Origin of the sequence: Streptomyces sp. NPDC008079, assembly GCF_042957385.1 — a bacterium.
Lineage (GTDB): Bacteria > Actinomycetota > Actinomycetes > Streptomycetales > Streptomycetaceae > Actinacidiphila.
Genome location: NZ_JBIBIC010000002.1, coordinates 254,007 through 280,097 on the forward strand (window position 1 = coordinate 254,007; position 26,091 = coordinate 280,097).

The 26,091-nt window shown below is 73.3% G+C and carries 23 protein-coding genes and 1 riboswitch; of the genes, 11 read left to right on the top strand and 12 right to left on the bottom strand.

Annotated features, from left to right (window positions below; all coding sequences use genetic code 11):
* Positions 1-10: 10 nt before the first annotated feature.
* From pknB to thiO, 4 genes are all read right to left on the bottom strand, one after another.
* Entirely contained in the window at positions 11-1,999 is a 1,989-nt protein-coding gene (gene pknB / locus ACFZAM_RS08150; protein ID WP_391043931.1) for a Stk1 family PASTA domain-containing Ser/Thr kinase, read from the bottom strand.
* Positions 2,000-2,226: 227 nt separating this feature from the next.
* Positions 2,227-3,039 (bottom strand): thiazole synthase, encoded by an 813-nt coding sequence (locus tag ACFZAM_RS08155; RefSeq protein WP_391043934.1) that lies wholly within the window; start codon positions 3,037-3,039, stop codon positions 2,227-2,229.
* A gap of 3 nt (positions 3,040-3,042) precedes the next feature.
* Complete coding sequence (gene thiS / locus ACFZAM_RS08160; RefSeq protein ID WP_355334176.1) at positions 3,043-3,249, bottom strand: sulfur carrier protein ThiS; 207 nt, start codon at positions 3,247-3,249, stop codon at positions 3,043-3,045.
* On the bottom strand, positions 3,246-4,517 hold the full coding sequence (gene thiO / locus ACFZAM_RS08165) for a glycine oxidase ThiO (protein WP_391043936.1): 1,272 nt from the start codon (positions 4,515-4,517) through the stop codon (positions 3,246-3,248). The genes thiS and thiO overlap by 4 nt, the downstream gene beginning before the upstream one ends.
* A riboswitch (TPP riboswitch) is annotated at positions 4,513-4,625 on the bottom strand. Its footprint overlaps the gene before it by 5 nt.
* Before the next feature lie 109 nt (positions 4,626-4,734).
* Between thiO and ACFZAM_RS08170 the strand changes: the two genes are divergently transcribed.
* The 5 genes from ACFZAM_RS08170 (at position 4,735) to ACFZAM_RS08190 (ending at position 9,471) form a co-directional block, all read left to right on the top strand.
* Positions 4,735-5,907, top strand: coding sequence for an FAD-dependent oxidoreductase (locus ACFZAM_RS08170; RefSeq protein ID WP_391044269.1), 1,173 nt, complete (start codon positions 4,735-4,737; stop codon positions 5,905-5,907).
* 65 nt (positions 5,908-5,972) lie between these two features.
* Positions 5,973-6,347 carry an Rv2175c family DNA-binding protein gene (locus ACFZAM_RS08175; RefSeq protein ID WP_355334168.1) on the top strand — a complete coding sequence of 125 codons (375 nt, stop codon included), beginning with the start codon at positions 5,973-5,975 and terminating at the stop codon, positions 6,345-6,347.
* A gap of 28 nt (positions 6,348-6,375) precedes the next feature.
* Positions 6,376-7,041 (top strand): thiamine phosphate synthase, encoded by a 666-nt coding sequence (gene thiE / locus ACFZAM_RS08180; RefSeq protein ID WP_391043939.1) that lies wholly within the window; start codon positions 6,376-6,378, stop codon positions 7,039-7,041.
* 505 nt (positions 7,042-7,546) lie between these two features.
* The gene (gene metF, locus ACFZAM_RS08185; protein WP_355334163.1) at positions 7,547-8,464 is read left to right on the top strand and encodes a methylenetetrahydrofolate reductase [NAD(P)H]; all 918 of its coding nucleotides are present in this window, start codon (positions 7,547-7,549) and stop codon (positions 8,462-8,464) included.
* Positions 8,465-8,508: 44 nt separating this feature from the next.
* Positions 8,509-9,471, top strand: coding sequence for a hypothetical protein (locus ACFZAM_RS08190; protein ID WP_391043942.1), 963 nt, complete (start codon positions 8,509-8,511; stop codon positions 9,469-9,471).
* A gap of 24 nt (positions 9,472-9,495) precedes the next feature.
* On the opposite strand, the gene ACFZAM_RS08195 is transcribed toward ACFZAM_RS08190, so the two are convergent.
* The 4 genes from ACFZAM_RS08195 to ACFZAM_RS08210 form a co-directional block, all read right to left on the bottom strand.
* Positions 9,496-11,778, bottom strand: a complete 2,283-nt coding sequence (locus ACFZAM_RS08195) for a germacradienol/geosmin synthase (RefSeq protein WP_391043945.1) — start codon at positions 11,776-11,778, stop codon at positions 9,496-9,498.
* A gap of 219 nt (positions 11,779-11,997) precedes the next feature.
* Positions 11,998-13,515: an FAD-dependent oxidoreductase gene (locus tag ACFZAM_RS08200; protein ID WP_391043948.1), complete on the bottom strand. Its 1,518-nt coding sequence runs from the start codon at positions 13,513-13,515 to the stop codon at positions 11,998-12,000.
* Between the two features lie 35 nt (positions 13,516-13,550).
* Positions 13,551-14,159 carry a DUF4126 domain-containing protein gene (locus ACFZAM_RS08205; protein ID WP_355334153.1) on the bottom strand — a complete coding sequence of 203 codons (609 nt, stop codon included), beginning with the start codon at positions 14,157-14,159 and terminating at the stop codon, positions 13,551-13,553.
* Between the two features lie 281 nt (positions 14,160-14,440).
* Positions 14,441-15,055: a TetR/AcrR family transcriptional regulator gene (locus ACFZAM_RS08210; protein ID WP_355334150.1), complete on the bottom strand. Its 615-nt coding sequence runs from the start codon at positions 15,053-15,055 to the stop codon at positions 14,441-14,443.
* Positions 15,056-15,219: 164 nt separating this feature from the next.
* On the opposite strand from ACFZAM_RS08210, the gene ACFZAM_RS08215 reads away from it, so the two are divergent.
* From ACFZAM_RS08215 to ACFZAM_RS08225, 3 genes are all read left to right on the top strand, one after another.
* Positions 15,220-15,717, top strand: a complete 498-nt coding sequence (locus ACFZAM_RS08215) for an SAV_6107 family HEPN domain-containing protein (protein WP_355334148.1) — start codon at positions 15,220-15,222, stop codon at positions 15,715-15,717.
* Between the two features lie 151 nt (positions 15,718-15,868).
* On the top strand, positions 15,869-16,639 hold the full coding sequence (locus tag ACFZAM_RS08220) for a methyltransferase domain-containing protein (protein ID WP_391043951.1): 771 nt from the start codon (positions 15,869-15,871) through the stop codon (positions 16,637-16,639).
* 247 nt (positions 16,640-16,886) lie between these two features.
* Positions 16,887-17,315, top strand: a complete 429-nt coding sequence (locus tag ACFZAM_RS08225; protein WP_355334142.1) for a DUF3040 domain-containing protein — start codon at positions 16,887-16,889, stop codon at positions 17,313-17,315.
* A gap of 306 nt (positions 17,316-17,621) precedes the next feature.
* Here ACFZAM_RS08225 and ACFZAM_RS08230 read toward each other — a convergent pair whose 3' ends face one another.
* The 4 genes from ACFZAM_RS08230 to ACFZAM_RS08245 form a co-directional block, all read right to left on the bottom strand.
* Positions 17,622-20,024 (bottom strand): transglutaminaseTgpA domain-containing protein, encoded by a 2,403-nt coding sequence (locus tag ACFZAM_RS08230; RefSeq protein ID WP_391043952.1) that lies wholly within the window; start codon positions 20,022-20,024, stop codon positions 17,622-17,624.
* Positions 20,021-21,544, bottom strand: coding sequence for a DUF58 domain-containing protein (locus ACFZAM_RS08235; protein ID WP_391043955.1), 1,524 nt, complete (start codon positions 21,542-21,544; stop codon positions 20,021-20,023). Before ACFZAM_RS08235 ends, ACFZAM_RS08230 begins: the two co-directional genes overlap by 4 nt.
* Positions 21,544-22,566 (bottom strand): MoxR family ATPase, encoded by a 1,023-nt coding sequence (locus ACFZAM_RS08240; RefSeq protein WP_188283215.1) that lies wholly within the window; start codon positions 22,564-22,566, stop codon positions 21,544-21,546. The genes ACFZAM_RS08235 and ACFZAM_RS08240 overlap by 1 nt, the downstream gene beginning before the upstream one ends.
* Positions 22,567-22,718: 152 nt before the next feature.
* Positions 22,719-23,282, bottom strand: a complete 564-nt coding sequence (locus ACFZAM_RS08245) for a carbonic anhydrase (RefSeq protein ID WP_355334136.1) — start codon at positions 23,280-23,282, stop codon at positions 22,719-22,721.
* Between the two features lie 290 nt (positions 23,283-23,572).
* Here ACFZAM_RS08245 and mraZ point away from each other — a divergent pair, with 290 nt between their 5' ends.
* The 3 genes from mraZ to ACFZAM_RS08260 all read left to right on the top strand — a co-directional run bounded on the left by mraZ (position 23,573) and on the right by ACFZAM_RS08260 (position 26,031).
* A complete protein-coding gene (gene mraZ, locus ACFZAM_RS08250; RefSeq protein ID WP_355334133.1) occupies positions 23,573-24,004 on the top strand; it encodes a division/cell wall cluster transcriptional repressor MraZ in 432 nt (143 codons plus the stop codon).
* A 198-nt stretch (positions 24,005-24,202) separates the two neighbouring features.
* Positions 24,203-25,180 carry a 16S rRNA (cytosine(1402)-N(4))-methyltransferase RsmH gene (gene rsmH / locus ACFZAM_RS08255; RefSeq protein ID WP_355334131.1) on the top strand — a complete coding sequence of 326 codons (978 nt, stop codon included), beginning with the start codon at positions 24,203-24,205 and terminating at the stop codon, positions 25,178-25,180.
* 356 nt (positions 25,181-25,536) lie between these two features.
* Positions 25,537-26,031, top strand: coding sequence for a cell division protein FtsL (locus ACFZAM_RS08260; protein ID WP_391043959.1), 495 nt, complete (start codon positions 25,537-25,539; stop codon positions 26,029-26,031).
* The last annotated feature ends 60 nt before the right edge of the window (positions 26,032-26,091 follow it).

The following is a 26,091-nucleotide window of genomic DNA, read 5'->3' on the forward strand; positions in this document are numbered from 1 at the left end:
ACCACGCGCATCAGCGCACCCAGATGGTGATCGTCGCGCCCTTGGGCGCCTGCCCGCCGCCGTCGGGGGACTGGCTGAAGACGGTGTCGCCGAAGAACACGGTGATCACCCGGACGTCGAAGCCCGCGTCCTGGAGGATCTGCTTGGCCTCGTCCTTCTTCTTGCCCGTCACGCCCGGCACGTCGAACTGCTGCTGGCCCTTGGACACGGTGATCGTCACCGTGTCGCCGGTGCCGACCTGCGTCCCCACCTCCGGGGACGCCAGCGCGACCTGGTCCTTGTCCGCGACGTCGGAGAACACCTTGTCCGGCGCCAGGACGACCTTCAGACCCGCGTCCTCGAGCTGCTGCTGCGCGTCGGTGACCGAGTCGCCGATCACGTCCGGCACGTCGACCGGAGCCCCGCGCGACACCTTGATCGCCACCGGGGTGTCGGGCGCCCGGCGGATGCCGCCGGCGGGGTCGGTGGAGACGACCTGACTGCGGGGCACGTCCTCGCTGAACTCCTGGGCCACCGTGCCGGGCGTCAGACCCGCGTCCTTCAGCTCCTTGCGCGCGGTCTCCAGCGGCTTGCCCCGGACGTCGGGCACCTGGACCTGCTGCGGGCCCTTGGAGACCTTCAGCGTCACCGTGCCGTTGTCCCGGACGCGCTTGCCGGGGCCCGGATCCGTCGAGATCACCTTGCCGCGCGGCACCGTGATCGAGAAGTCCCGTGTCACCTTCGCGCGCAGCCCCGCCGCGTCCAGCTTCTTCTCCGCGTCGGCCTGCGACAGCGCCAGCACCGCGGGCACCTTCGTGAACTGCCCGTCGCTGATGTACCAGACGCCCGCGCCGACCCCGAGCAGCACCAGCAGCGCCAGCACCACCGCCAGCGGCCCGCGCCGCCGCGGCGCACCGTCCCCGCGGCCCCGCCGCCGCGGCTGCCGCGGACCCGCGGGCGGCTCCTCGGGCGGCGGGGGCGGCAGCAGCAGCCTGCTCGTACGGTTCAGCTCGCCGCTGTCGGCCGCCGCCGGTACGGGCGGCGCGGACGCGGGCATCGGCTCCGACGCGAAGGCCGCCGACGGATAGCGGTGGACGACGCTGGTCGGGTCCTCGGACCCGGCGCCGCTCATCTCGCCGATGGTGTCCGCGGGCTCGCGGTCCAGCTGCGCCGGGGTCAGCGCCGCCCGCACGTCGCGCACCTCGGCCAGCAGGTCCACGGCGTCCGCGGGCCTGCCCCGCGGGTCACGGCAGGCGGCCCGCGCCACCAGGGCGTCCAGCGCGGGTGCCAGACCGGCGACGACCGAGGACGGGGCGGGCACGTCCTCGTTGAGGTGCTGGAACATCACCTGCGCGGGCGTCGTCCCGTCGTACGGCTTGCGGCCGGTCAGCGTCTCGTACAGCACGACCCCGCACGCGTACACATCCGTGCGCTGGTCGACCACGCCGTGCCCGATCTGCTCGGGGGCGAGGTACGAGACGGTGCCCAGCAGCGAGCCGGTCGACGCGCTGGTCTGAGTGTCCACCGCCCTGACCAGGCCGAAGTCGGCGACCTTCACGCGGCCGTCGTCCCCGATCAGCACATTCTCCGGCTTCATGTCGCGGTGGACCAGGCCCGCGCGGTGCGCGGCGCCGAGCGCCGCCAGCACCGGCTCCATGATGTCCAGCGCCGCCCGCGGCTGGAGCGCCCCGCGCTCGCGCACCACGTCGCGCAGCGTGCAGCCGGCCACGTACTCCATGGCCAGATACACGTAGGTGCCGTCGGCGCCCTGGTCGAACATCCCGACGACATTCGGGTGCGCCAGCTTCGCCACGGCTTTGGCCTCGCGGATGAAGCGCTCGACGAAGCCGGTGTCGGTCGCCAGGGCCGGGTGCATCACCTTGAGCGCGAGCACCCGGTCGAGGCGGGTGTCCACGGCCCTGTACACCGTGGCCATCCCCCCGACAGCGATGCGCGCCTCGACCCGGTAACGGCGGTCGAGCGTCTGCCCGACGAGCGGGTCCTGCACGGTCGTGTCCACGATCGCCGATTCTACGAGGCCGGAATGCCCCGAACGGCGCTGCGCGCCCGGTCTGTACCCCACCTGTTGCGTGCCGCAACGCTTCCGTGACCTCCCGTCCCCCTGCCCGGGGCGGCGCCCTTCCCCGGGGCTCCGCCCCTGTACGCCCCTTCACGGAGGGCGGCGGGCCGATCCTTCAAGGGCGGCGGAGGGCACGTCCTGTGCGCGGTGGACGCGGGGCCCTGGACCTAGAAGGCGGGGCGTTCCGGGTCGAGGGAGGGGAGACCTTCGGGCGGGGAGGAGGGGAGGGCGAAGTGGCGGCGGGGGATACGCCCGGCACGAAAGGCCAGGCGCCCGGCCGAAACGGCGTGACGCATGCCCTCGGCCATGAGAACCGGCTGCCGCGCCCGCGTGACGGCCGAGGCCAGCATGACGGCGGCGCACCCGAGTTCCATGGCGAGCGCGGCGTCGGACGCCGTCCCCGCCCCGGCGTCGAGGACGACGGGAACACCGGCCCGCTCGGTGATGAGTTGAAAATTGTGCGGGTTGCGGATTCCGAGCCCCGACCCGATCGGCGACCCGAGCGGCATGATCGCCGCGCACCCCACGTCCTCCAGCTTCCGCGCCAGCACCGGATCGTCGCTGGTGTACGGCAGCACCGTGAAGCCGTCGTCCACCAACGTCTCGGCGGCGTCGAGGAGTTCGACCGGATCGGGCAGCAACGTCCGCTCGTCCGCGATGACTTCCAGCTTCACCCAGTCGGTGCCGAGGGCCTCACGCGCCAGCCGCGCGGTCAGCACGGCCTCACCGGCCGTGAAGCACCCGGCGGTGTTGGGCAGCACACGGATGCCGTGCCGCCGCAGCACCGACAGCACCGACCCCTTCGTCGTGGGGTCGAGCCGCCGCATGGCGACGGTGGTCAGCTCCGTACCGGACGCGAGCAGCGCCTGCTCCAGCACCTCCAGGCTCGGCGCCCCGCCGGTCCCCATGATCAGCCGCGAGGAGAAGACGGCGTCCCCGATCCGCAGCGGGTCGCTGATGTCGACAGCGGAAGTCGTCATCCCTCAGCCCCCCTGCACGGCGGTGAGGATTTCCACGCGGTCACCGTCGGACAGCGGCGTCGCCGCCCACCGGGCGCGCGGGACGACCGTCTCGTTGAGGGCGGCGGCCACGCCGGAGGCGGCCGGGGTGAGGTCGGCCACCAGGGCGTCGAGGGCGAGGGGCGCGGGCAGGGAGCGGCGCTCGCCGTTCACCAGGACCGTGATCGTCATACGGTCTGCTCCTCACGCGCGGCGGCGGCCGGGGGACCGGATACCGGGAAGACGGGCACCGGGACGGCCGCGAACCGGGAGGCGGCGAACGGCCGCGCGTACGCGGGCAGTTCGTCCGTGACCAGCGCCTCCGCCATGATGTCGCCGGTGATCGGGGTGAGCAGCACGCCGTTGCGGTGGTGGCCGGTGGCCAGCAGCAGGCCGTCCAGCGCGCCGCGGCCGAGGAGCGGGGCGTTGTCCGGGGACCCCGGCCGCAGACCCGCCAGGGTCTCGGTGAGAGGCAGTTCGGTGATGCCGGGCACCAACTCGTGGGCGTCCCGCAGGAGTTCGTAGACCCCGCCCGCGGTCACCGTGGTGTCCCAGCCCAACTCCTCGCTGGTCGCGCCGAGTACCAGCTCCCCGTTCTCACGCGGCACCAGGTACACATGGCTGCCGCGCACCACCGCCCGGACCGTACGGGACAGGAACGGCGCGTGGCCCGGCGGGATGCGCAGCCGCAGGATCTGCCCCTTCACCGGCCGTACCGGCGGCAGCGCGGCCTCGGGCACGCCCGCGATCCGGCCGCTGTCGCTGCCCGCGGCCAGCACCGTACGACCGGCCGTGACCGCCGTACCGTCGTCGAGCAGCGCGCCGACGGCCCGGCCGCCCGAGATCTCGACACGGGCCACTGCCGAGCGGTGCAGGACCACACCGGCCAGCTCCGCGGCCCGCAGCAGCGCCGTGGCGAGACGGCGCGGGTCGACCTGGTGGTCGCCGTCCACCCGCAGTCCGCCGCGGACACCGGGGGCGAGCAGCGGTTCGAGGCGGCGGCAGTCCCGGCCGCTCAGCCACTCCGAGGGCAGGCCCAGCGAGGTCTGGAAGGCGTGCAGATCGCGCAGGTGCGCGCGGTCGTCGGCGTCCAGCGCGACTGTCAGGGTGCCGCAGGCGCGGAAGCCGACGTCGAGGCCGGTCGCCTCGGTCAACTCGGCCACGAAATCCGGGTATCGGCGCGCCGACGCCAGATTGAGGTCGAGCAGCGTCTGCTCGCCGTACTGCGATTCGGTGACCGCGGCCAGCATGCCCGCCGCCACCCGCGCCGCGCCGCCGCCGGGGTCCGGGTCGGCCACGGCGGTCCGCAGGCCGCGCTGCGCCGCCCGCCAGGCGGTGACCAGGCCGATGATGCCGCCGCCCACCACCAGGACGTCGTACGACGCCGCCGCGCGGGAACTCCGCGGCGCGGCCGTCGGAGCCGCCGGTCCGCTCGGCGCCGCCGGTTCAGGTGTACCCATCGAATACCGCCCTCCCTTCGCCGGAATGACCCGGATCAGGTTCGTACGGTCGGCGGCCGTCCAGCCGCCCTCTCAGCCCGGTGCGTCCGGGCTCCCGCGTGTTCTCTGGCCCCGACACCATATCCCCGCCCGCCGCCCGGGGGTGGCCCGGCGTCGTCGGCGGCCCGTACCGACTACCGTGAATCATGTGAACGACGTCGTGATTGTCGGGGCCGGGATGGCCGGGGTGCAGACGGCGGTCTGCCTGCGCGAGCAGGGCTGGCGGGACGGCATCGTGCTGGTCGGCGACGAGCCGCACCCTCCGTACGACCGCCCGCCGCTGTCGAAGGCGGTCCTGCTCGGCACGGCGGGCGAGGACACCGACGTCCGCTTCGACGTCGACTTCGACGCCCTGGACGTGGATCTGCGCCTGGGCGTACGGGCGCAGGGGCTGCGGCCAGGCGACCACGAGGTCGTCACCGACAAGGGCGGCCTGCGCTACGGCCGTCTCGTCGTCGCGACCGGCGCCTACCCCGTGGCGCTGCCCGGCACGGCGGGCCTGCCCGGCGTCCACCTGCTGCGCACCCTGGACGACGCGGCGGCGCTGCGCCCGGTGCTGGACGCCCACAAGGATGTCGTGGTGGTCGGCGCGGGCTGGATCGGCGCGGAATTCGCCACCGCGGCGCGGCAGGCGGGCTGCGAGGTGACCGTCGTGGAGGCCGCGGACCGGCCGCTGTCCGGCGCGCTGCCCGCCACCATCACCGGCCACATGCGGGCCTGGTACGCCGACGCCGGGGTACGGCTGCTCACCGGCACGCCCGTCGCCGAGGTCGAACCCGGCGCCGTGGTGCTCGCCGACGGCACCCGGCTGCCCGCCGCGGCCGTCGTGGTCGGCATCGGCGCCAGGCCCGCCACCGGCTGGCTGGCCGGTTCCGGCGTCGGCCTCGGCCCCGACGGCGCCGTACTCGCCGACGACCGGCTGCGCACCACCGCGTCCGACGTGTACGCCGTCGGCGACTGCGCGTCGTTCCCGTCCGCGCGCTACGGCGAGCGGCTGCTCATCCACCACTGGGACAACGCCGTGCAGGGCCCGCGGACCGCCGCCGCCAACGTCCTCGGCGGCGACGAGGCGTACGACCCGGTGCCGTACTTCTGGTCCGAGCAGTTCGGCCGCTTCGTGCAGTACGCAGGGCACCACACGGGCGCCGACACGGTGCTGCTGCGCGGCGACCCGGCGAGCCCGTCCTGGTCGGTGTGCTGGCTGCGCGGCGGCGCCCTGGCCGCGCTGCTGGCCGTGGACCGGCCGCGGGACCTGGCACAGGCCCGCAAGCTGGTCGCCCGCGCGGCGGTGCTGGACCCGGCGCTCGCCGCCGACCCGGCGGTGCAGCTCAAGTCGGCGGCCCTGCGCTGAGCGGGGCGTCCCGCTAACGGCGCAGTGCCGCAGCGGTTGTCGGCGGCGGGTGGCACCCTTGTCCTGTGACTGTTTTCTCGTCGGTTGACGCACACATTGACGCTCTCGTCCCCTCGTGGCTCACGCTGCCCGAGGTCGCGGAGCGGCTCGGACTCGACATCACCCGGATTCGCCCCCTCATCAAGGAGGGCCAGCTCATCGCGGTCCGCCGCGGTGAGAACAAGGTGCTCATGGTGCCCGCGGACTTCGTCGGCGAAGGCGCCATCACCAAGGGCCTGTCCGGCACGCTCACCGTGCTCAAGGACGACGGGTTCTCGGACGATGAGGCGCTGGAATGGCTCTTCACGCCCGACCCGAGCCTCCCCGGCACCCCCGCCCAGGCACTGCGCGAGAATCGCGGGACCGAGGTGAAGCGCCGAGCGCAGGCGCTCGCCGTGTAACCCGTACGCCTCAGGGGGAACCGCCCGCATGACGACCACCGCCGCCGCCACCGCCGTGGGCACCGCCCGTGACCGGCTCGCCGCCGCCCGGCTCTATCTGTGCACCGACGCCAGGACCGAGCGCGGCGACCTCGCCGAGTTCGCGGACGCGGCACTGAGCGGCGGGGTGGACGTCATCCAGCTCCGGCACAAGGGCATCGAGGCGGGGGCCGAACTGGCGGCCCTCGCCGTCCTCGCCGAGGTCTGCCGCAGGCACGGCAAGCTCCTCGCGGTCAACGACCGCGCCGACGTGGCGCACGCGGCCCGGGCCGACGTCCTGCACCTCGGCCAGGGTGACCTGCCGGTCCCGGCCGCGCGCGCCATCCTCGGCGACGAGGTGCTGATCGGGCGCTCCTGCCATGCCCCTTCCGAGGTGGACGCCGCCGCCGTGGAGCCCGGCGCCGACTACTTCTGCACCGGGCCCGTTTGGCCCACGCCCACCAAGCCGGGGCGTCCGGCCCCGGGGCTCGACCTGGTCCGGCACGCCGCCGGGCTCACGACCGACCGGCCCTGGTTCGCCATCGGCGGCATCTCCCTCGACAACATCGCCCAGGTCCGCGCCGCCGGTGCGCGCCGTGTCGTCGTCGTCCGCGCCCTCACCGAGGCCGCCGATCCCGCCGGTGCGGCCTCCGCCCTCCGCGCCGCCCTCGCCTGACACCTAGGCGGTGAGCATTCCCGGGGCCCGGCCCCTGGACGGTCCTCTCCCGCAGGCGGCAAGCCGGTCTTTCCGGGGCGCGGCCCCGAGGCGGTCTTTCTGCCAGGGCGGCTGGTCGATCTTTTCAGGGGCGCGGGGAACTGCGCGGCCCGCCCGCCCCCACCGGGCTGTCAGCCCGGAAACAACAGCGTCTGCCCCGCTGGGGCCGGTTCTCAAAGGCCCGCCACCGCCGTGGCCGAGCGCGCAGTTCCCCGCGCCCCTAAAAACCCGGCGTACCGCCCCCGGCAGAGGGACCGCCCATCCCGGGAAAGCGGGGACCCGCGGGAGGGGAAGGTGGCTTCGGCGGGGCCTGACGGGGGGCGAGCCCCGGGGAAGGCGCGGGCATGGGCGCCAAGCCCACCCGGTGTCCAATCCGTGGACCGCCGGTGGCCAGGAAACGGACGTACGAGGTCATATCGCCCCGTCCGGTTACGGACGGTGGCCAGCCGGGGCTAGCCTTCAAGGCATGGCTTTGGGGACACCTTCCACGCGAACAGACCGGGCGATCACGATCCGTGAGCTCCTGGCGCGGGGCGAGCGCTCGTACTCGTTCGAATTCGCCGCGCCGAGGACGGAGAAGGGCGAGCGGACGCTGTGGAACGCGATCCGCAGGATCGAGGCGGTCGGCCCCACGTTCGTGTCGGTGACCTACGGCGCGGGCGGCTCCTCGCGGGAGGGCACGGTGCGGGCCACGGACCGGATCGTGTCGGACACCACGCTGACCCCGTGCGCGCACCTCACGGCCGTGAACCACTCGGTGGCCGAGCTGCGCAACATCATCGGGCAGTACGCGGACGCCGGAATCCGCAACATCCTGGCTGTGCGCGGGGACCCGCCGGGCGACCCGCTCGCGGAGTGGGTGCCGCACCCGGAGGGCCTGACGTACGCGGCGGAACTGGTCCGGCTGATCAAGGAATCCGGCGACTTCTGCGTCGGCGTGGCCGCGTTCACCGAGATGCACCCGCGCTCCACCGACCCGGCCGAGGACACCCGGCACTTCCTGGACAAGTGCCGCGCGGGCGCCGACTTCGCCATCACGCAGATGTTCTTCGACGCGGAGGACTACCTGCGGCTGCGCGACCGGGTCGACGCGGCGGGGTGCAGCACCCCGATCATTCCCGAGGTCATGCCGGTCACCAACGTCCGGCAGATCGAGCGTTTCGCCCAGCTCGGCAACGCCCCCTTCCCCTCCGACCTGGCCGAACGCATCCTCGCGGTGCAGGACGACCCGGTCGCGGTCCGGGCGATCGGCATCGAGTTCACCACCGAGATGTGCCGCCGTCTGATGGCGGAGGACATTCCGGGGCTGCACTTCATTACTCTTAACCACTCGACAGCGTCGCTGGAGATCTACGAGAACCTCGGTCTGCACCAGCGGACGTGACCGGCTCGGTACAGTCGGCTCGGTCCAGTTAAGGAAGTGGGCGCATGGGCTACTCGGTGCTGTACGTCGCCTTCGGAATCGTCGCGCTGTGGCTGCTCGGTGAGGTACTGCTCCAGTACAAGGCGCGGCTGCGCTATCGCGTACTGGCCTTCGCCGGGTTCCTGGGCGTGGTCGTCGGCGTGTCCCAGCGCAATGTGATCATCATCGTGCTCGGCGCGCTCGCCTTCGGCGCGGGCCAGTCCTTCGTGACGCTCTCCTACAAGCGCGGCTTCTCCACCGGCTGGGCGCTCGGCGGGCGTCCCGGCTCCAGCCGCCGCCGCAGGAAGGGCGGGGTGACCGAGCCGGTGCTGGAGGTCAGCCCGGTCGAGGAGGAATACCCGGAGGAATTCGCCGCCGCCCGGCAGCTGGGTCCGCGCGACGAACTCGACGCGGACGAGCCCGATCTGTTCGGCGGCGGGCGGCCGTTGGACTCCGGCCAGATCTACCAGCCGGTCCCGATGCACGAGGACAGCGGCGAATACCCGGTCTACGACGGCCAGTCGACGTACACCCCCGACCCGTACACCAGCGGCGGCTACGAGGGGTACGGCGCGCAGGGCTATGCGGGCTGGGGCGGCGAACCCCAGCCCGCGGCGGCCTCCTACGCCGGTGACGGCTCCGACCAGTCCGGCTGGGGCGGCCACGAGTACGGCTACGACCCGGGCGCCTACCAGGAGCCCGCCCCCGCCCCCTACGGCTACGACACCCCGGCCGGCGGCGGCGAGCCCTACCCGTACCCGTATCCGCAGCCCCAGCCGCGGTACGAGACCTACGGCGGTCAGCAGGAGCAGGAGCAACAGCCGCTGGGCAGCGACCCGTACGGCTACCCGTACCAGCAGCAGCCCGACCCGCAGGCGCAGCCGTACATCCCCCAGCAGCAGTACCAGTCGCCGTACGAACAGCAGCAACCGCCCCAGCAGGAGCAGCAGCCGCAGTACGCCGACCCGTACGACCCCTACCGCTACTGAGAGTTCGCCCCGCCGACCGCCCCGCTACCCGGCCTGGGCGCGGGCCGCGTGCAGCAGTGACGGCAGCCGGGCCGCCGCCGTGCCCAGGCCGTTGGGCGCGGCCCAGGTCTGGGCGGGCAGCACGGCGGCCACGTGCGGGAAGTCCCGCCGCAGCGTCTCCTCCTCGTACCGGTGGCAGCCCTCGTGCCAGGTGAGGATGCCCGCCAGCCAGTCGCGCAGCTCCTGCGCGTAGCCGAGCAGCACCTCGCGCGCCGCGTCGTCGAGTGCGAACTCCTCGAAGAGCGTGGGCAGTTGGTTCTCGGTGATGTGCTGGAACTCCTGCATCCGCGCGGCCATCAGATCCCCGACCACGTCCATTGCCTCCTGCGGCGAGCAGTCCAGGAAATTCTGCACGACGAGCACCGCGTTGTGGATCTCCCCCTCGAACTCGATCTCCTTGCGGTACGAGAACACGTCGTTGAGCAGGCAGGCGAAGTCGGCGGCGGCCACCTCCATGGACTGCACGGGCCGCGAGCGGTAGACGGCGTCCGGCAGGGCGTCACCGTGGCCGATCCGCGACAGGCTCATCGTCAGGTCGGAGCCGAAGGTCTTGCGCCGCATCTCGATGTAGTCGACCGGGTCCGGCACCCGGTTCTGCTTCTGGTTGGCCAGCTCCCACAGCCAGCTCTCGCACATGTCCTCGACGGCGAAGCGGAATTTGCCCCGCGCGTCGGGGGACATCGGGCCCGCGGTGCGCCGCCACAGATCCGCCAGACCCCGCTCCAGCGCGCTCACCGGCGTGGGCGCGGGCTCGTCGCCCAGCGGCATGAACAGCTTGAACCGCTCGGTGGCCAGCCGGGCCGCTCCGGTGTCGGGGGACCGGCCGAAGACCAGCGGGTAGTAGTCGTCGCCGTAGGTGCCCCAGGTCAGCCAGTCCGTGGTGAGGTTCAGCTCCTCCGGCGAGGCCGCCGGGTGGATGCCCGCCGCGCACAGCGCGAAGTCGTAGTCGGCGAGCTTGCGTTCGTTCCACAGCCCGCCGGGGACGGGGAAGCCGGGCTCCGCGCCGAGGATGCCCATCGCCCGGCCCCACTCCACGTTGTGCCGCCGGGCGGTGTCCAAGTGCGGGCTGAGCGTGGTCTCGAACGGCATGTGGATCTCGGCGCGCCGGACCGTGTCGGTGCGCTGGTGCGGGGCGTGCGAGAAGGACCGGGCGCGCTGCGGCAAGGTCGCGGCCAGCGAGTGCAGGATCTGCGCGGCCGAGGTGCCCAGGCCCGTCGGCCCGCCGATCGCGCCGCCGCCGATACCGGCGCCCGCGCCCACCGCGCGGGAACTGCCGTCCGCGCCGTTCATGTACCGGCTGGAGCGCATGTGCCACTCGTGGCCGCCCGACTGCCAGTCCTGGAGTCCCTTGACGTACGCGAAGACGCCGAGACGTTCCTGCGGGGTCAGGCCGAACTGCCCGAACAGCGGCTCCACTTCGGTGAGAGCGGTGTGCTCGAACTGGTGCAGCCGCGAGGTCAGCAGGTCGTTCACCCGGTCCGCTGCCTGCTGGGCGGTCAGATCGAGGAACCGCTCAAGGACCAGGACGGCGTTGGAGAGTTCGCCCTCTTCCTCGATCTCGCGCTGGTACGAGAACAGGTCGTTGCGCAGGTGCACGCTGTCCGCGAAGCAGTCGCGCAGCACCCGCATCGCACGGCTCCCGGCGATCCGCGCCGGTACCTCGGCGCCCGCCGCGTGCTCGATCAGATTCGCCGACCAGGGCGCGCCGCCCACCTTGCGGCGCATCTCGATGTACTCGATCGGATTCGAGACGCGGCCCGCGTTGATGTTGGACAGCTCCCAGAGCGACTCCTCCAACAGGTAGTACGTGCTCTCGTGGAACCGCTCTCTGAAGTCCTGCGACATCGTCGGCACCGTGCGCGCCCACAGGTCCGCGAGCCCCGCCTCGACCTGGTTGGTCGGCTCCGGCACGGGCTGTCCGGGATCCACCGGCATGAAGGCGGGCAGCCGGTCCAGGTACGCCTTCGCGCCCTGCATGTCCTGGCTGCGCTTGAAGATGTCCAGGAAGTGGTCGTCGAAGAAGAACACCCACACGTACCAGTCGGTGACCAGGTCCAGTTCGGGACCCGACGCGTCGGGATGGGTGTACGCGCACAGCAGCGCGTAGTCGTGGGCGTCGTAGTCCGCCTCGTCCCAGATCCCTGAGCCCTCGATCATGTCCATCTCGCGGGCCCACGCCTTGGAGTGCTCCCTGGCCCGTTCCAGGTGGGGGTTGAGCCGCGCCGGATACGGCACGTAGAACTGCGGGAGTTCGAAGGGCTGCGGCATGCTTCGTACGGCCTTCCGCTCGGTGATCACGGGCCACCGTTCACGCTAGGCGGCCACCGCGCGCCCCCGGAGCGCCCACCGGGCTTTTCCGTCCGATCGGTTGAATCCGGGCGGTGGCCCGCTTAAGGATCTTCGCGGCGGTAACGGGGGCGGCAAGAGGCGGACAGCGGACGGGAATCCGTCGAGTGAGCCGTCAACGAGCGCGCGGCGCACGCCCGTTCACCGGCTGCCGCCGGGCCCGCCCATGATCAGGTCGGCCACGATCGCGCCCGACATGCCCGCGTGCGGCAGTCCGCCGCCGGGGTGGGCCCAGCCGCCGACCCGGTAGAGACCGGGCAGCGCGTCGGCGTTGGGGGAGCGCAGCAGTGAGCCGTGCGCGCCCGCGAGCGCCGGGGCGGGCACCGAGCCGCCCGGTGCGCCGGTCTCGCGTTCCGTGTCCGCCGGTGTCCGCACGATCCGCCACAACTCCCGCTCCCGCAGGCCGGGTACGGCCGCCTCCGCGGCGGCCACCGCCCGCTCGGCGGCGGCGTCGGCGGCGGCGGGAGCCGTCCAGTCCAGGCCGGCCCGGCCGTGCGGCGGCACGGTCACCCTCACGGTGACCGCCTCGTGCCCGTCGTCCGGGCGCAGCGCGGGGTCGTCGGGCCGCAGCACCGTCACCGTGGGGACGGCGTCCGTGGTGCCGGGGGAGTCGAATGCCCAGGTCAGCGCGCGCTCGCGGTCCGGGGCGTGCACGACCGTACGGTGCACGGCGTCGGCCGGGCGCGCGCCGCGCAGCGCCAGGTGGACGGTGAGGACACCCCGCGGGTGCCGCGGGCCCCAGTCGGGCAACTCGTCCTCGGACTCCCAGGGCAGCACGTGGTCCCGGTAGAGCGCGGGCAGCGGCGCGCCCGCCACCACGAAGTCGGCCTCCGCCGTACCGCCGTCGGCCAGTTCCACCCCGGCGGCCCGGCCGTCCTTCTCCAGCACCCCGGTGACCTCGGCGCCGAACCGGAACTCCACCTTCCGCGCCAGACAGCGCGCGTACACCGCGTCGGCCAGCGCCCGCAGCCCGCCGGGCACGTACCAGACCCCGAAGGTCTGCTCCACGTACGCCAGTACGGTCGCCGAGGCGGGAGCGGTGCGCGGGTCGAGGCCGTAGTCGAGCGGATAGCTCTCCAGCAGCGCGGCCAGCCGGGGGTCGCGCAACTCGCCGTCCGCGACGGCGGACAGGGTCCGCGCCCGCGCCGGGCGGCGCAGCAGACCGCGCTTCCCGGCCGCCGGATACGGATCCTCGCGCAGCGCGGCGGTCGCCCCGGACACCGCGTCCTCCAACAAGGGCCTGCGAGTGGCCTCCCAGGCTTCCCGGGCGCGCAGCATGACCTCGCTCCACCGCTCGCCGCTTCCGGCGCCCAGAGCGCCGTCCAGCGCCTCCATGACCCCGGAGCGCGACGCGTTGGGCAGCGTCAGATCCGTACCGTCGGCGAAGACGTGGCGGGCGGCCGGATCGGCCTGCGCCAGACCGACGGACTGTTCGAGCGACTCCCGGCCGGTCTTGACGAACAGATCGCGCTGCACGGCGGGCAGCAGCAGGAGACCGGGGCCGGTGTCGAAGGCGAAACCGTCCCTCTCGACCCGGCCCACACCGCCGCCGTACGTCGCCGACCGCTCGTGCACCACCACCCGGTGGCCGCCGATGGCGAGCCTGGCCGCCGCCGCCAGCGAGCCCATACCCGCGCCGATCACCGCAATCCGTGCCATGGCAGGGACTGTATCGAAGGCCGCCCGACAGGCTCTCAGGTGGGCGCCGGGGTGCCGTTCCGGTTCTTGCGCTCCCTGCGCTCCCTGCGGCGGCGCAGCGCGCGCCGGATCCGGGACAGCAGCAGGAGCACGACGGTCATGCCGAGCACCAGCAGCACCGCCGCGATGATCGCGGCGGGCAGCGGATGGAAGAGCGCGAAGGTGACGATGCTCGCGACGCCCAGGTCCTCGGCGAGGCTGACCACGATATTGCTCGCGGGCTCGGGCGAGGTGTTCACCGCCAGCCTCGTGCCCGCCTTCACCAGATGGCTGGCCAGCGCCGTGGACCCGCCGACCGCGCCCGCCGCCAGCTCCGACAGCGAACCCGACTGCCCGGCCAGCAGCGCCGCCACCACCGCGCCCGCGACCGGCCTGATCACCGTGTGCACGGCGTCCCACGCCGAGTCCACGTAAGGGATCTTGTCGGCCACCGCCTCGCAGAGGAACAGGGCGGCCGCGATCAGCAGCACATCGGTGCGCTGGAGCGAGAGCGGCACCTCGTCGGTGATACCCGCCCTGCCCATCACACCGAGCAGCAGCACGACGGCGTAGGCGTTGATCCCGCTCGCCCAGCCGCTGGTGAAGACCAGCGGAAGTACGGACATGCGCGGGACTCTAGCGAACCGCGCCCACTGTCACCGAGTGAAATCGCGCGGTCATGAGTATCCGTACCTAGACGCGCGGTTGAGTACGTTCGCGGATGGGGCGTCGGCCGGGAAACCGGAAGAGTGGGGACCGCGGACGGGCTTCGGTGCCAGAACCGCCGACACGGGGCGGCGGAAGTACACCGGTCCGTACGTGAACGGGGGGCGCACGGGGGAGGCGCTGTTCTGGCACGGACCTGCGGGGGACCGGACCCTGCCAGAACAGCGCACCCGCGGACCGCTCACTGGCGCGCCGAACGCCCGCCGACCCTGCCCTGGAGCAGCCGGGACAGCGCCGCGTGCACCTCGTCGATACCGCGCTCCGGCTGGAACGCCTGCCAGTCCAGCGCGGCGACCAGCACCATCCCGAACAGCGCGGACGCCGTCAGCGGTACGTCGATCTCGTCGTTCAGCTCACCCGCCGCCACGGCCTCGCCCAGCACCTTCTCGACCACCGCCACCGCCTCCTGACGCAGGATCATCAGCGTGTCCTGCCAGGCGCGGTTGGTGCGCCACAGCTCGGCCACGTAGAGCTGCGTGAAGGACGGGTAGCGCACGATGAAGTCGAGCCCCGCGTGGATCATCGCGTCCAGCGCGTCGACCTTGCCGCCGCCCTTGGCCTCCGCGTCCTGCGCGGCCTCGCGCAGCGAGACGGTCAGCAGACCCACGCCGTGCCGCAGCAACTCCTCGAACAGGTCGTTCTTGCTGGCGAAGTTGTAGTAGACGGTGCCCTTGGCGACCCCGGCCCGTTCGGCGATCTCGTCGACCGTGGTGGCGGAGAAGCCCTGTTCGGCGATGAGGGTGACGGCGGCCTCGTACAGCTTCTGACGAGTGGCCTGGCGTCGTGCGGTGGTCATGGTGCCGATTCTGCCTGTCCGGCGTCCGGCATGTTCACCGGGCACGTTCACCCGGCGGATTCCGGCCACCGCGCGAATGTCCCGTTTTCGGGCGTTACCCCAGGTCAGGACCGATTGTCAGTGGTAGCCCCCACTATGGGTGGCACGGAGAAAGGAGGCTCGCCATGGCAGCTCCCGTAAGCGACATCCATCCTGTGCTGCGCCGCGCCACCGCGTCACCCGCCGCCCTTGACCTGCTCACCCAGGCACACCTCGGCCTCGAAGAGGCCGCCGTCCTGGAGACTCCGAACGAGCGCTACGCCACCGCCCACCTCGCCGCCCTGCGCACCGCCGCCGCGGTGCTCGCGGTACGCGGCCGACCCGAGCCCGCCCCGCGCCGCCGCCAGCGGATACGCACCGCCTGGGAGGTGCTGCCCGAGGTCGCGCCCGAACTGGCGGAGTGGAGCGCCCTGTTCGAGGCGGGCGCGGCCCGCAGGGCCCGCGCCGAGGCCGGCATTGCCGGAGCCGCGGGCCCCCGCGACGCCGACGACCTGCTGCGCGCCGCGACCATGTTCCTGCGCCTGGTGGAGCGCATGCTGCTCCTCCAGCCCGCGCTCGCGGGCAAGCCGCCCCTGATCCCGGCCCCCGCGGCCGCGGAGCCACCCCGCAGACGCGCCAACTGACACCCGGCCGCGCGCGGCGGCCCCGTCGTCCTGGTCGCGCACGAGCACCTGGACCACGACGCCCGGCCGCGCGCGCGGCGGCCCCACCTCGGCCGGGGGCTCTAGAGTGGAGCCGCCCGATGTGACCAGCCCCTGCGAGGAGCCGCGCGCCATGTCCCGTCAAGGAGGGGTGGACCCGATGCGCCCCCGTGCCAGTCTGCGTACCGCCGTGGTGTGGGAGGTCCTCAAGGACGCTCTCGAACGGCGGGCCAAGACCGCGGACACGGCGGCACTCGACGTCCTGGACACCGGCGGCGGCACCGGCAACTTCGCGGTGCCCGTCGCCCGGCTCGGCCACCGCGTCACCGTCGTCGACCCCAGCCCCGACGCGCTCTTCGCACTGGAGCGGCGAGCCGCCGAGGCCGGGGTCACCGACCGGGTCAGCGCCGTCCAGGGCGACACCCACGGGCTGCCCGACATCGTGCCCCGCGCGAGCTGGGACATGGTGCTGTGCCACGGCGTCCTGGAGTACGTGGACGACCCGGCGGAGGCCGTGCGCAACGTGGTCGGAGCCCTCCGGCCCTCCGGCGCCCTCAGCCTGCTCGCGGCGGGCCGCGGCGGCGCCGTACTGGCCCGCGCCCTCGCCGGGCACTTCGCGGAGGCCCAGCACGCCCTCGGTGACCCGGACGGCCGATGGGGCGACGGCGATTCGCTGCCCCGCCGCTACACCGCGGACCAGCTCACCCGGCTGGTCACCGACGCGGGCCTGCGGGCCGCCGCCGTGCACGGCATCAGGGTCTTCGCCGACCTCGTCCCCGGCGTCCTGGTCGACACCGAGCCGGGCGCCCTGGAGGCGCTGCTGCGGCTGGAGCTGGCAGCGGCGGAGGAGCCCGGATTCCACTCGGTGGCCACCCAGCTCCACGTCCTCGGCGAGCGCGGCTGACGGACCCCGCGCGACCCCCGGAAGGACCTCTTCCGCTTCACCCGCCCCCGCCACCGGCCGGAGTAGTCGGTCACAGGCCCCCCGTACCGCCATTGCTGACCGTATGCTGGCATGACGTAACGGCGGACGGGGAATGAAGCCCCCGTCGGATTGGCGTAGTGGGGCGGGTTTCATGGGGGCGAATCCCTGCCTATCCTGAAAGGGTCGGACCGGTCGCCCCCCTGCGACCGACGAGTAGGAGGACTCCGTGCCGCTCTCGGAGCACGAGCAGCGCATGCTCGAGCAGATGGAGCGAGCGCTGTACGCCGAAGATCCCAAGTTCGCGTCGGCGCTTGAGGGAAGTGGGCTGCGCACGTACACCAGGCGGCGTGTCTACCAGTCGGTGGCGGGCTTCCTGGTCGGTATCGCGCTGCTCATGGGCGGCATGATCGCCAAGCAGCCCTGGATCAGTGTGGTGGGCTTCCTGGTCATGCTGGCCTGTGCGGTGCTGGCCGTCACCGGCTGGCGCAAGGCGGGCAAGCCGGGCGAGGCGGCGCCCGCCGCCGGGGTTCCCGGTGCCCCCGGCGCACCCGGTCGGCGGCTCAGTCGCCGCAACCAGGCCAAGCGGGGCAAGGTCATGGACCGGATCGAGGAGCGGTGGCAGCGCCGCCGCGACGAGCAGCAGGGTGGCCGCTAGAGGGTCACTTCCGCCAGCACGGCGCACCGTCCGAGGGTCCCGCACCCTCCCGACGGTGCGCCGATCTTTTTGCCCCCCGTGCTGGGGGAGGAACCGCGCGGTCCGCCGCCGGCCGCGCTGAGGAACCGCGCGGTCCGCCGCCGGCCGCGCTCCCGCAGGTCACCACCCGCCCCGGCGGGGCAGTCCGGTCGTTCCCGGACCACCGGCCCCTGGGGGCGGGCGCGCAGTTCCTCCCGCCCCTGACGGGGCACGCCCCGCGCGGACAGCGCAGCCCCCTGAGGGGCGCCCCACCCGCGCGGTGGGGACTCACGCCTGGCGGGCCAGGCGCCTCCTCAGCGGAGCGACAAGGCGATGCCCGGCCTCGGACAGACGGAGAGTGACCGCGGACCACCGGTCAGAAAGGTGCCAGATCACCCGGGCGGAGGAACGCGGCAGAAGCACCGCCCGAAGGCGACCGCGGCGCCCGGCCGCCGCGTGCAGGCCCTCGCGGACGTGCCGGACATCGGCCGGCAACCCGGTGACCGGCTGGGGCCTGGGCGAGTAGAGCACCTGCTCCACCGCCGTGGCCAGGGCGCCCGCGGAGACCGCGGCCTGGCCGGTCAGACCGCCGTCCTGGACCAGCCGGGCCATCGCCCGCCGCGGGGTCTCGGAGTCGTCCGGTGGGACGCCGTAGTCCCAGCCGGTGTCGACCACCTCGCGCCAGGCGGACAGGGCGAGCCCTTCGGCCCTGTCCCGTCCGCCGCCGAGCCGTCTGGACCGCTGTCGGCGCCGCCAGAGCATGGGCAGCAGCGGGACGGCCAGCACCAGCAGCGCGAGCAGCGTGAGCACGGCGATCCTGCCGCCGCCGAACCCGCCGCCGCCGGAACCGCCGGAAGCGGCCACCGCCGTGTTGTCGCAGGAGCTCTGCGCCCGGTTGTCGCTGCCGCAGCTCGCGCTCGCCGAGGGCGTCGGGGTCGGCGTCGTCGCCGTGCCGTGCTGCCCCTGGTCGGCGGGCTCGTTGGTGCCCGAGGGCGTCGTGGTCTGGGTGTACGAGGGGGCCGTGCCCCGGTACGGGGTCGGCTCGAAACGGGTCCAGCCGATGCCCTCGAAGTACAGCTCGGGCCAGGCGTGCGCGTCCTTGAGGCCCACCGACATCGTGCCGTCCGAACCCTGCTGCGAGCCGGGGGTGAAGCCGACCGCCACCCGCGCCGGGATGTGCAGCGTGCGGGCCATCGCCGCCATGGTGAAGGCGAAGTGGATGCAGAAGCCTTCCTTGGTGCGCAGGAACCGCGCTATGGCGTCCACGCCGGTGCCCGACTGCGCCTTGGTGTTGTAGACGAACGCGCCCGAGGTGAAGTACCGCTGGAGCGCCAGCGCCTTCTCGTAGTCGTTGTTCGCCGACTCCGTCACCTGCTGCGCGGTCTGCGCGACCACCTTCGGCAGCGAGCCGGGCACCTTGGTGTACTCCTCGGCGACCCGTCCGGTGGCCGGGGGCGCGGCGGCGAGCTGCGCGGCCGTCGGCTGCACCTGCATGCTCGTGACCGAGTACGTCAGACCCGAGGTGTTCTGCCCGCGGTCGCCGATGATCGTCCGGCCCTCGGGCTCGAACCGCCAGTGCCCCGACACGTCGACGCCCAGCGCCGGGAAGGGCATCGGCAGCCAGCCCTGCGCGTAGCCGTCGTCGACCTTCACCGTCGTCTGGACCTTGGAGTACTTCACGTCGGAGGCCATGCCCGCGGGCTGCGGCAGCACCGACGGGATGTCCTCGATCTTCCGCTTCGACGGCTGCCACTGCGTGCCGTCGAACTGGTCGAGCGCCACGATCCGCAAGTACATGCTGGACAGATCGGTGGAGTTGGTCCTGTACGAGAGGACTTCGCGGTTGTCCTGCTGGTTGAGGTTGTCCTGGAGGGCCACCACCGGGTTGACCGCGGAGATCGTGCCGCCGCGCCCCGGTCCCGTACCGGTGCCCGAGGTGTCCAGCAGGCCGCTGCCCAGCGACGGCAGCACGGCGGGCGCGACCAGGGCCAGGCCCAGCGCCATCACGCCGATCCTGCGGCCGGTGCGCACCGGGGCCAGCGCCCGGCTGCCGGAGGCCGGGTTGGCGGAGCCGCCCCAGCCGTTGGCCGGCGGACCGCCGCCGAAGACCCGGCCCCAGCGCGAGAGCCGGTCCCGGCCCTCGGCCAGGAGCAGCAGCAGGTAACCGGCGGCGGCGACCACGAAGTACAGCCACTGCGCACCGCCGTTGGACAGCCCCGCGGCCACCGAGTACAGCGCCAGCAGCGGAAGTCCCGCGGGGGCCGCGCTGTTGTACGTGACGGCCAGCGCGTCCACCGCGAGCGCGACCACCAGCACACCGCCGACCAGCAGCATCCTGATGCCGGGGGTGACCGGCGCCGGGATGGCGAACTGGCTGACGTCGGTCAGCCCGTCGCGTACCAGGTCGCTGAGGTGGACGAAGGCGTTGGGACCGGGGATGACACCGCCCAGCGCCTGGTGCGGCGCGAACATCACGGTCAGCACGAGCAGTGAGACCACCGCCTGCGCGAGGACGGTCAACGGCCGGGCCAGCGGCACCCGTCGGGCCAGCGCGCCGACCCCGGACTGGAGTGCCACGAAGAGCACGGCCTGGAACATCCAGCCCGCGGGGGTGGCCAGCGGCAGCAGCGAGCAGGCGGCCATCACGGAGGCGGCCGCCGCACACACCGTCAGCCGGGCACGTCCGCTCATGTTGTGGCCCCTGCCTCTTGCTGTTCCTCGCGTGAGCGGTAACGGTCGGCCCGCTGCCACAGTTCCGGCAGCGAGTCCCCGGCGCGTACCGACAGCACCGTCCAGCCCGCCTCGCGGAGCATCCGCAGCGGTGTCGGGGTGTCGTCGTCGGCGGCGCCGGTCTCCCGCGCGCCGTGCTCGGCCGGGGGCTCCGACCTGGCGCCCGGCTCGCGGGCCGTCCAGTCGTCGCTGTCCAGGACGAACGCGACGGCGCCGCCCGCCCGTTGCCGCATCCGGCCGACGTTGGCCGCCTGCTCCTCGTCCAGGTCGCCGAGGAAGGCCACCAGCAGACCCTCGTGGCTGGACCGCAGCACCTCGTAGGCGCGGGACAGGCCGTCGCTGTGCGCGGCGTCGGGGCCGGAGCCGGAGCCGGGCGACTGCGCCAGGTCGTCGGAGTGGTCGACCACGGCGAGGGTGTCCAGCAGGACGCCCGCCATGTCCGAGGAGTCGCCGACGTATCCGCCGGTGCCCTCGGGGCCGGGGACGCTGCTGCCGGTGTCGGTCAGCAGCCGTACCGCGAAGCCGCGTTCCAGCATGTGGGTGGAGACCGAGGCGGCGGCCGAGACCGCCCACTCGAACGCCGAGTCGGGGCCCGCGCCGTAGTAGGCGGAGCGCCGGGTGTCCAGCAGGACGGTGCAGCGCGCGCGGTGCGGCTGCTCCTCGCGGCGCACCATCAGCTCGCCGTACTTGGCGGTGGAGCGCCAGTGCACCCGGCGCAGGTCGTCGCCGTGCCGGTAGCCGCGCGGGATGACGTCGTCCTCGCCGGCGAAGGCCAGCGCGCGGGTGCGGCTCTCGCCGTAGCCGTTGGCCTCACCGGCCAGGCGTACCGGCGGCAGCGCCTCGACGCGCGGCACCACGGTGAGGGTGTCGAACGCGCTGAAGGAGCGGGTCAGTTCGCACATGCCGAAGGGGTCGGTCAGCCGCAGTTGCAGCGGGCCGAGCGGGTAGCGGCCCCGCAGGTCGGAGCGGACCCGGTAGGACACCTCGCGGTGGCCGCCGGGCTCCACCCGGTCCAGCACGAAGCGCGGGCGCGGGCCGAGCACGTACGGCACCCGGTCCTGGAGCATCAGCAGTCCGGTGGGGATGCGCGAGACGTTGTCGACCCGCAGGTGCACGCGGGACTCCGACATGGCGGGCACCCGCGACGGGGCGAGCCGCCTGCTGCCCGCGACCCGGTAACGGGTGCGGTACAGGACGGCGACGCAGACCAGCGGCAGGATCGCCAGCAGCAGTCCGACCCGCAGCAGGTCGGGCTGGCCGAGCACGTAGGCGCATATCCCGGCGGCGACCCCGGCCGCGACGAAGGACCGGCCCCGGGTGGTGAGTCCGCCGAGCGCGGTACGGAATCCGCCGCTCGCCTGCTGCGGCCCCGCGGCGCCCGGCGGGCCGCCCTGGCGGCCCTGCGCCGGACCGCGCTGCGGCTGCGGCGCGGATTGTGGCGGTCGGGTCGGCGGCGGGGTCCCGGCGCCGGGCGTCGCCATCACAGGCCCCGCAGGCCCTGCGGGCGGGCGGACGGCTTCTGCGGCCAGCCGCCGGCCGCCGGGTCGGGCACCGGGACGCGCTGCACGATCTCGGCGACCACCTGTTCGGGGGTGCGCCGGTTCAACTGCGCCTGCGCGGTGGGCAGCAGGCGGTGCGCCAGTACGGAGGAGGCCAGGCCCTGCACGTCGTCGGGCAGCACGTAGTCCCGGCCGTCCAGCGCGGCGGAGGCCCTGGCGGCCCGCACCAGGTGCAAGGTGGCGCGCGGCGAGGCGCCGAGCCGCAGATCGGGGTGGTTGCGGGTGGCGCCGACCAGCGTCACCGCGTACCGCCGTACCGGCTCCGAGACATGCACCATCCGTACGGCCTCGACGAGCTTGACGATCTCGTGGGCGTGCGCGACGGGCTGGAGGTCGTCGAGCGGCGAGACACCGCCGTGCACGTCGAGCATCTTCAACTCGGCGTCCGGGCTGGGGTAGCCGATCGAGACCCGGGCGGTGAACCGGTCCCGCTGCGCCTCGGGCAGCGGATAGGTGCCCTCCATCTCCACCGGGTTCTGGGTGGCGATCACCATGAAGGGGCTCGGCAGTTCGTACGTGGTGCCGTCCACGGTGACCTGCCGCTCCTCCATCGACTCCAGCAGCGCCGACTGGGTCTTGGGCGAGGCGCGGTTGATCTCGTCGCCGACCACGATCTGCGCGAAGATGGCGCCCGGCTTGAACTCGAAGTCCCGCCGCTGCTGGTCGAAGACGCTCACACCGGTGATGTCGGACGGCAGCAGGTCGGGTGTGAACTGGATGCGCCGTACCGAACAGTCGATCGACCGTGCCAGGGCCTTGGACAGCATCGTCTTACCGACACCCGGCACGTCCTCGATCAGCAGATGTCCCTCGGCGAGCAGCACCGTCAGTGCGATGCGGACGACTTCGGGCTTGCCCTCGATCACGTTCTCCACACTGCGGCGCACCCGGTCAGCGGTCGTCGTCAGATCGCTCAGGCTTGCTCGTGCGTCAAAGGTCGTCACCCGGTACTCCTCGGCCATGTTCCTCGGGACACGGTCATCCCTGGACCGGCCCACCCCACTTGCGTGCCGCTCGTGCTCGCGCCGGGCGAGGCAGTGCGGTGCCGCACGATGCATTCTTCCCTTACGCGGCACCCCACGTCACTCGCCTGCCGTTACTTGTTCGTGATTTCCCGGAGTAGACCAGTGTGCACGTCGAAGACGAACCCGCGCACGTCGTCGGTGTGCGCGAGGAAGGGCGAGGTGCGCACCCGGTTCATCGACTGCCGGACATCCTGGTCGATATCGGTGAACGCCTCCACCGACCAGGTCGGCCGCTGGCCGACCTCCCGTTCCAGTTCGGTACGGAAGTCCTCGGTGATGCTCTGCAGGCCGCAGTTGGTGTGGTGGATCAGCACGACGGAGCGGGTGCCCAGCGCGCGCTGGCTGATGGTGAGGGAGCGGATGGTGTCGTCGGTGACCACGCCGCCCGCGTTGCGGATGGTGTGGCAGTCGCCCAGCTCCAGGCCGAGCGCCCGGTGCAGGTCGATGCGGGCGTCCATGCAGGCCACGACGGCGACCTTCAGAACGGGCCTGGCATCCATGCCGGGGTCTTGGAACGCGTCGGCGTAGCGCTGGTTGGCTGCGACGAGCCGGTCGGTAACGGACGCGGTGGCGGTGTCTCCGGAGCGGCCGCTGACGTCGGTCGGCGCTGGGGAACCACTGGCAGATATCGACATGTCTCTGACGGTACGGCTCCGGGTGCCGTTCCACCTGCTGTGAGTTCCCACGAAATTTCGGCTCAAAAAGGATAAGCATCGGCAATTCCACGATGTGTGAGGTAGCCCACACACCCTCCGGGGCTCACCGGAAAGGGGTGACGCGAGGGGACGTGAGGGGTGACGCGAGAGGACGCGAGGGGTGACGCGGAGGCCGCGCGGGACGTGACGCGCCCGGCTCCGCTCTGCGTTGACCGTGGGGGTCGGTGGAGTAAAGTGGCGCGAAGTGGTGCCGTCTGCTGGAGGTGTGCATGTTCCTCGGGACGTACACCCCGCGGCTCGACGACAAGAACCGGCTGGTGCTGCCCGCCAGGTTCCGCGAGCAGTTCGCCGACGGACTGGTGATCACCAAGGGGCAGGAACGCTGCTTGTGCGTGTGGTCGGTCGACGGCTTCAAGGCCGCCACCAGAAGCCTGTCCGACGCCCCGCTGACCTCGAAGGGCGCGCGGGACTACCTGCGCGTGCTGTTCGCCGGGGCGCATGACGAGGTCCCCGACAAGCAGGGCCGGGTCACGGTGCCGCAGCCGCTGCGCGCCTACGCCGGGCTGGTCAGGGACTGCGCGGTGATCGGCGCGGGCAGCCGGGTGGAGATCTGGTCCGCGACCGCCTGGGAGGGCTATCTCGCGGCCCAGGAAGACACCTTTTCGGCCCTGTCCGAGGAGGTTCCGCCCGGATTACTGTGAGCGCGGCCCGACCGGTCCGCGCCCCGGCGCACCTGCGCGCACCCCACGCTTGACTCCGTACCACCGCGCGGACGTACGGCCCGGCCTCCTCCCGCTCTGCCGCTCCGCTGGCACCACTTCCCCGGTGCCAGGGGAACGTTTCCTTTCGAGCGGGCGGGGACCCGGTTCTACGTCCCTCGTACCGCCGAGAAGGGCCCCATGAGCGACACCACCCCCGCGCAGCCCGAGCCGCGCCATGTGCCGGTCATGCTCCGGCGCTGCCTGGACCTGCTGGCCCCCGCGCTCGCCGAGCCGGGCGCGGTCGTCGTGGACGCCACCCTCGGCCTCGGCGGCCACAGCGAGGCGCTGCTCAGCACGTTCCCCGCCGCCCGGCTGGTCGCGCTCGACCGCGACACCGAGGCGCTGAAGCTCTCCGCCGAGCGACTCGCGCCCTTCGGCGACCGCGCCACCCTCGTGCACGCGGTCTACGACGAGCTGCCCGACGTCCTGGACCGGCTCGGCATCGTCCGCGTCCAGGGCGTCCTGTTCGACCTCGGCGTCTCCTCCATGCAGCTCGACGAGGCCGGCCGCGGCTTCGCCTACGCCCAGGACGCGCCGCTGGACATGCGGATGGACCAGACCACCGGGATCAGCGCCGCCGAGGTGCTCAACACGTATCCGCCGGGCGACCTGGTGCGCATCCTGCGCGCCTACGGCGAGGAGAAATTCGCCCGCAAGATCGTGGACGCGGTGGTGCGCGAGCGGGAACGGGAGCCGTTCAGCAACAGCGCGCGCCTGGTGGAGCTGATCCGTACGGCGCTGCCGCAGGCCGCGATGCGCACCGGCGGCAACCCGGCCAAGCGGACCTTCCAGGCCCTGCGGATCGAGGTCAACGGCGAGCTGTCGGTGCTGGAGCGCGCGGTCCCGGCGGCCGTCGGGGCGCTCGCGGTCGGCGGCCGGATCGCCGTGCTGTCGTACCAGTCGCTGGAGGACCGGCTGGTCAAGCAGGTCCTCGCGGCCGGGGCCGCCACGACCGCGCCGCCCGGCCTGCCGGTGGTGCCCGAGCAGTACCAGCCCCGCCTGAAGCTGCTCACCCGCGGCGCGGAACTGCCCACCGAGGACGAGATCGCCGAGAACCGGCGGGCCGCGCCCGCCCGGCTGCGCGGCGCCGAGCGGATCCGCGAGGACGCGCGGTGAGCCAGGACCGGCCGGGGGACCGGCGACGGCCCCCCGGCGACGACCGGGCACGCCGGGACCGGTCACCTGAGGGCCGGCCGGGCGACGGCCGGGCACGCGAGGAACCGGCGCGCGGACGCACCCCGCGCGAGGACCCCGCCCGTGGCCGCGCCCCGCGCCAGGAACCGCCCCGTAAGCGGGCCGCCGGTCAGGAACCGTCCCGCGAGCGGGCCGCCCGCCAGGACCGGCCGCCGCGCCAGGACCGCGGGGAGCCGCGCCGCGGGACCGCGAGGGTGCCCAGGCCGCCGCGCGCGCCCGGCCTGTCCGTACGGCCCTCCGCGGGCCGCGGGTCCGCCCGGTCCGCAACCGCCGCCCGTATGCCGTTCGTCCTTCTTGTCGTGACCCTCCTCGCGGGCGGCCTGCTCTCCCTGCTGCTGCTCAACGGAGCGGTCAACCAGGACTCCTTCGAGCTGAACAAGCTTCAAAAGGAGACCAACGGTTACACGGACGAGCAGCAGCAGCTCCAGCAGGAGGTCGATCAGTACGCGGCCCCCGGCGGCCTGGAACAGCGCGCCCGGCAGCTCGGCATGGTGCCGGGCGGCAACCCGGCCTTCCTCAACCCGGACGGCAGCGTCCGGGGCACCCCCGAGGAGGCCACGGCGCCGCCCGCGCCGCCGCCGACCAGCAAGGCGCCGTCGGCCCCGACCGGCACGCCCACCGCGACCCCGCCGAGCGGCACCCCGACCGGCGCGGCCGACGCCGCCGCGACCGGGTCGCCGACCGGCGCGCCCGGCACCACTCCTTCGGCACCCACGACCCCCGGCGGCGCGCACGCCGCAGCCACGACCACTCCCACTCCTCCCGGCAGGTGACTTCGTGAAGCCTCAGCCACCCTCCCCGACCGCCCGTTCCCCGCGCCCCGCGCGGAGGGC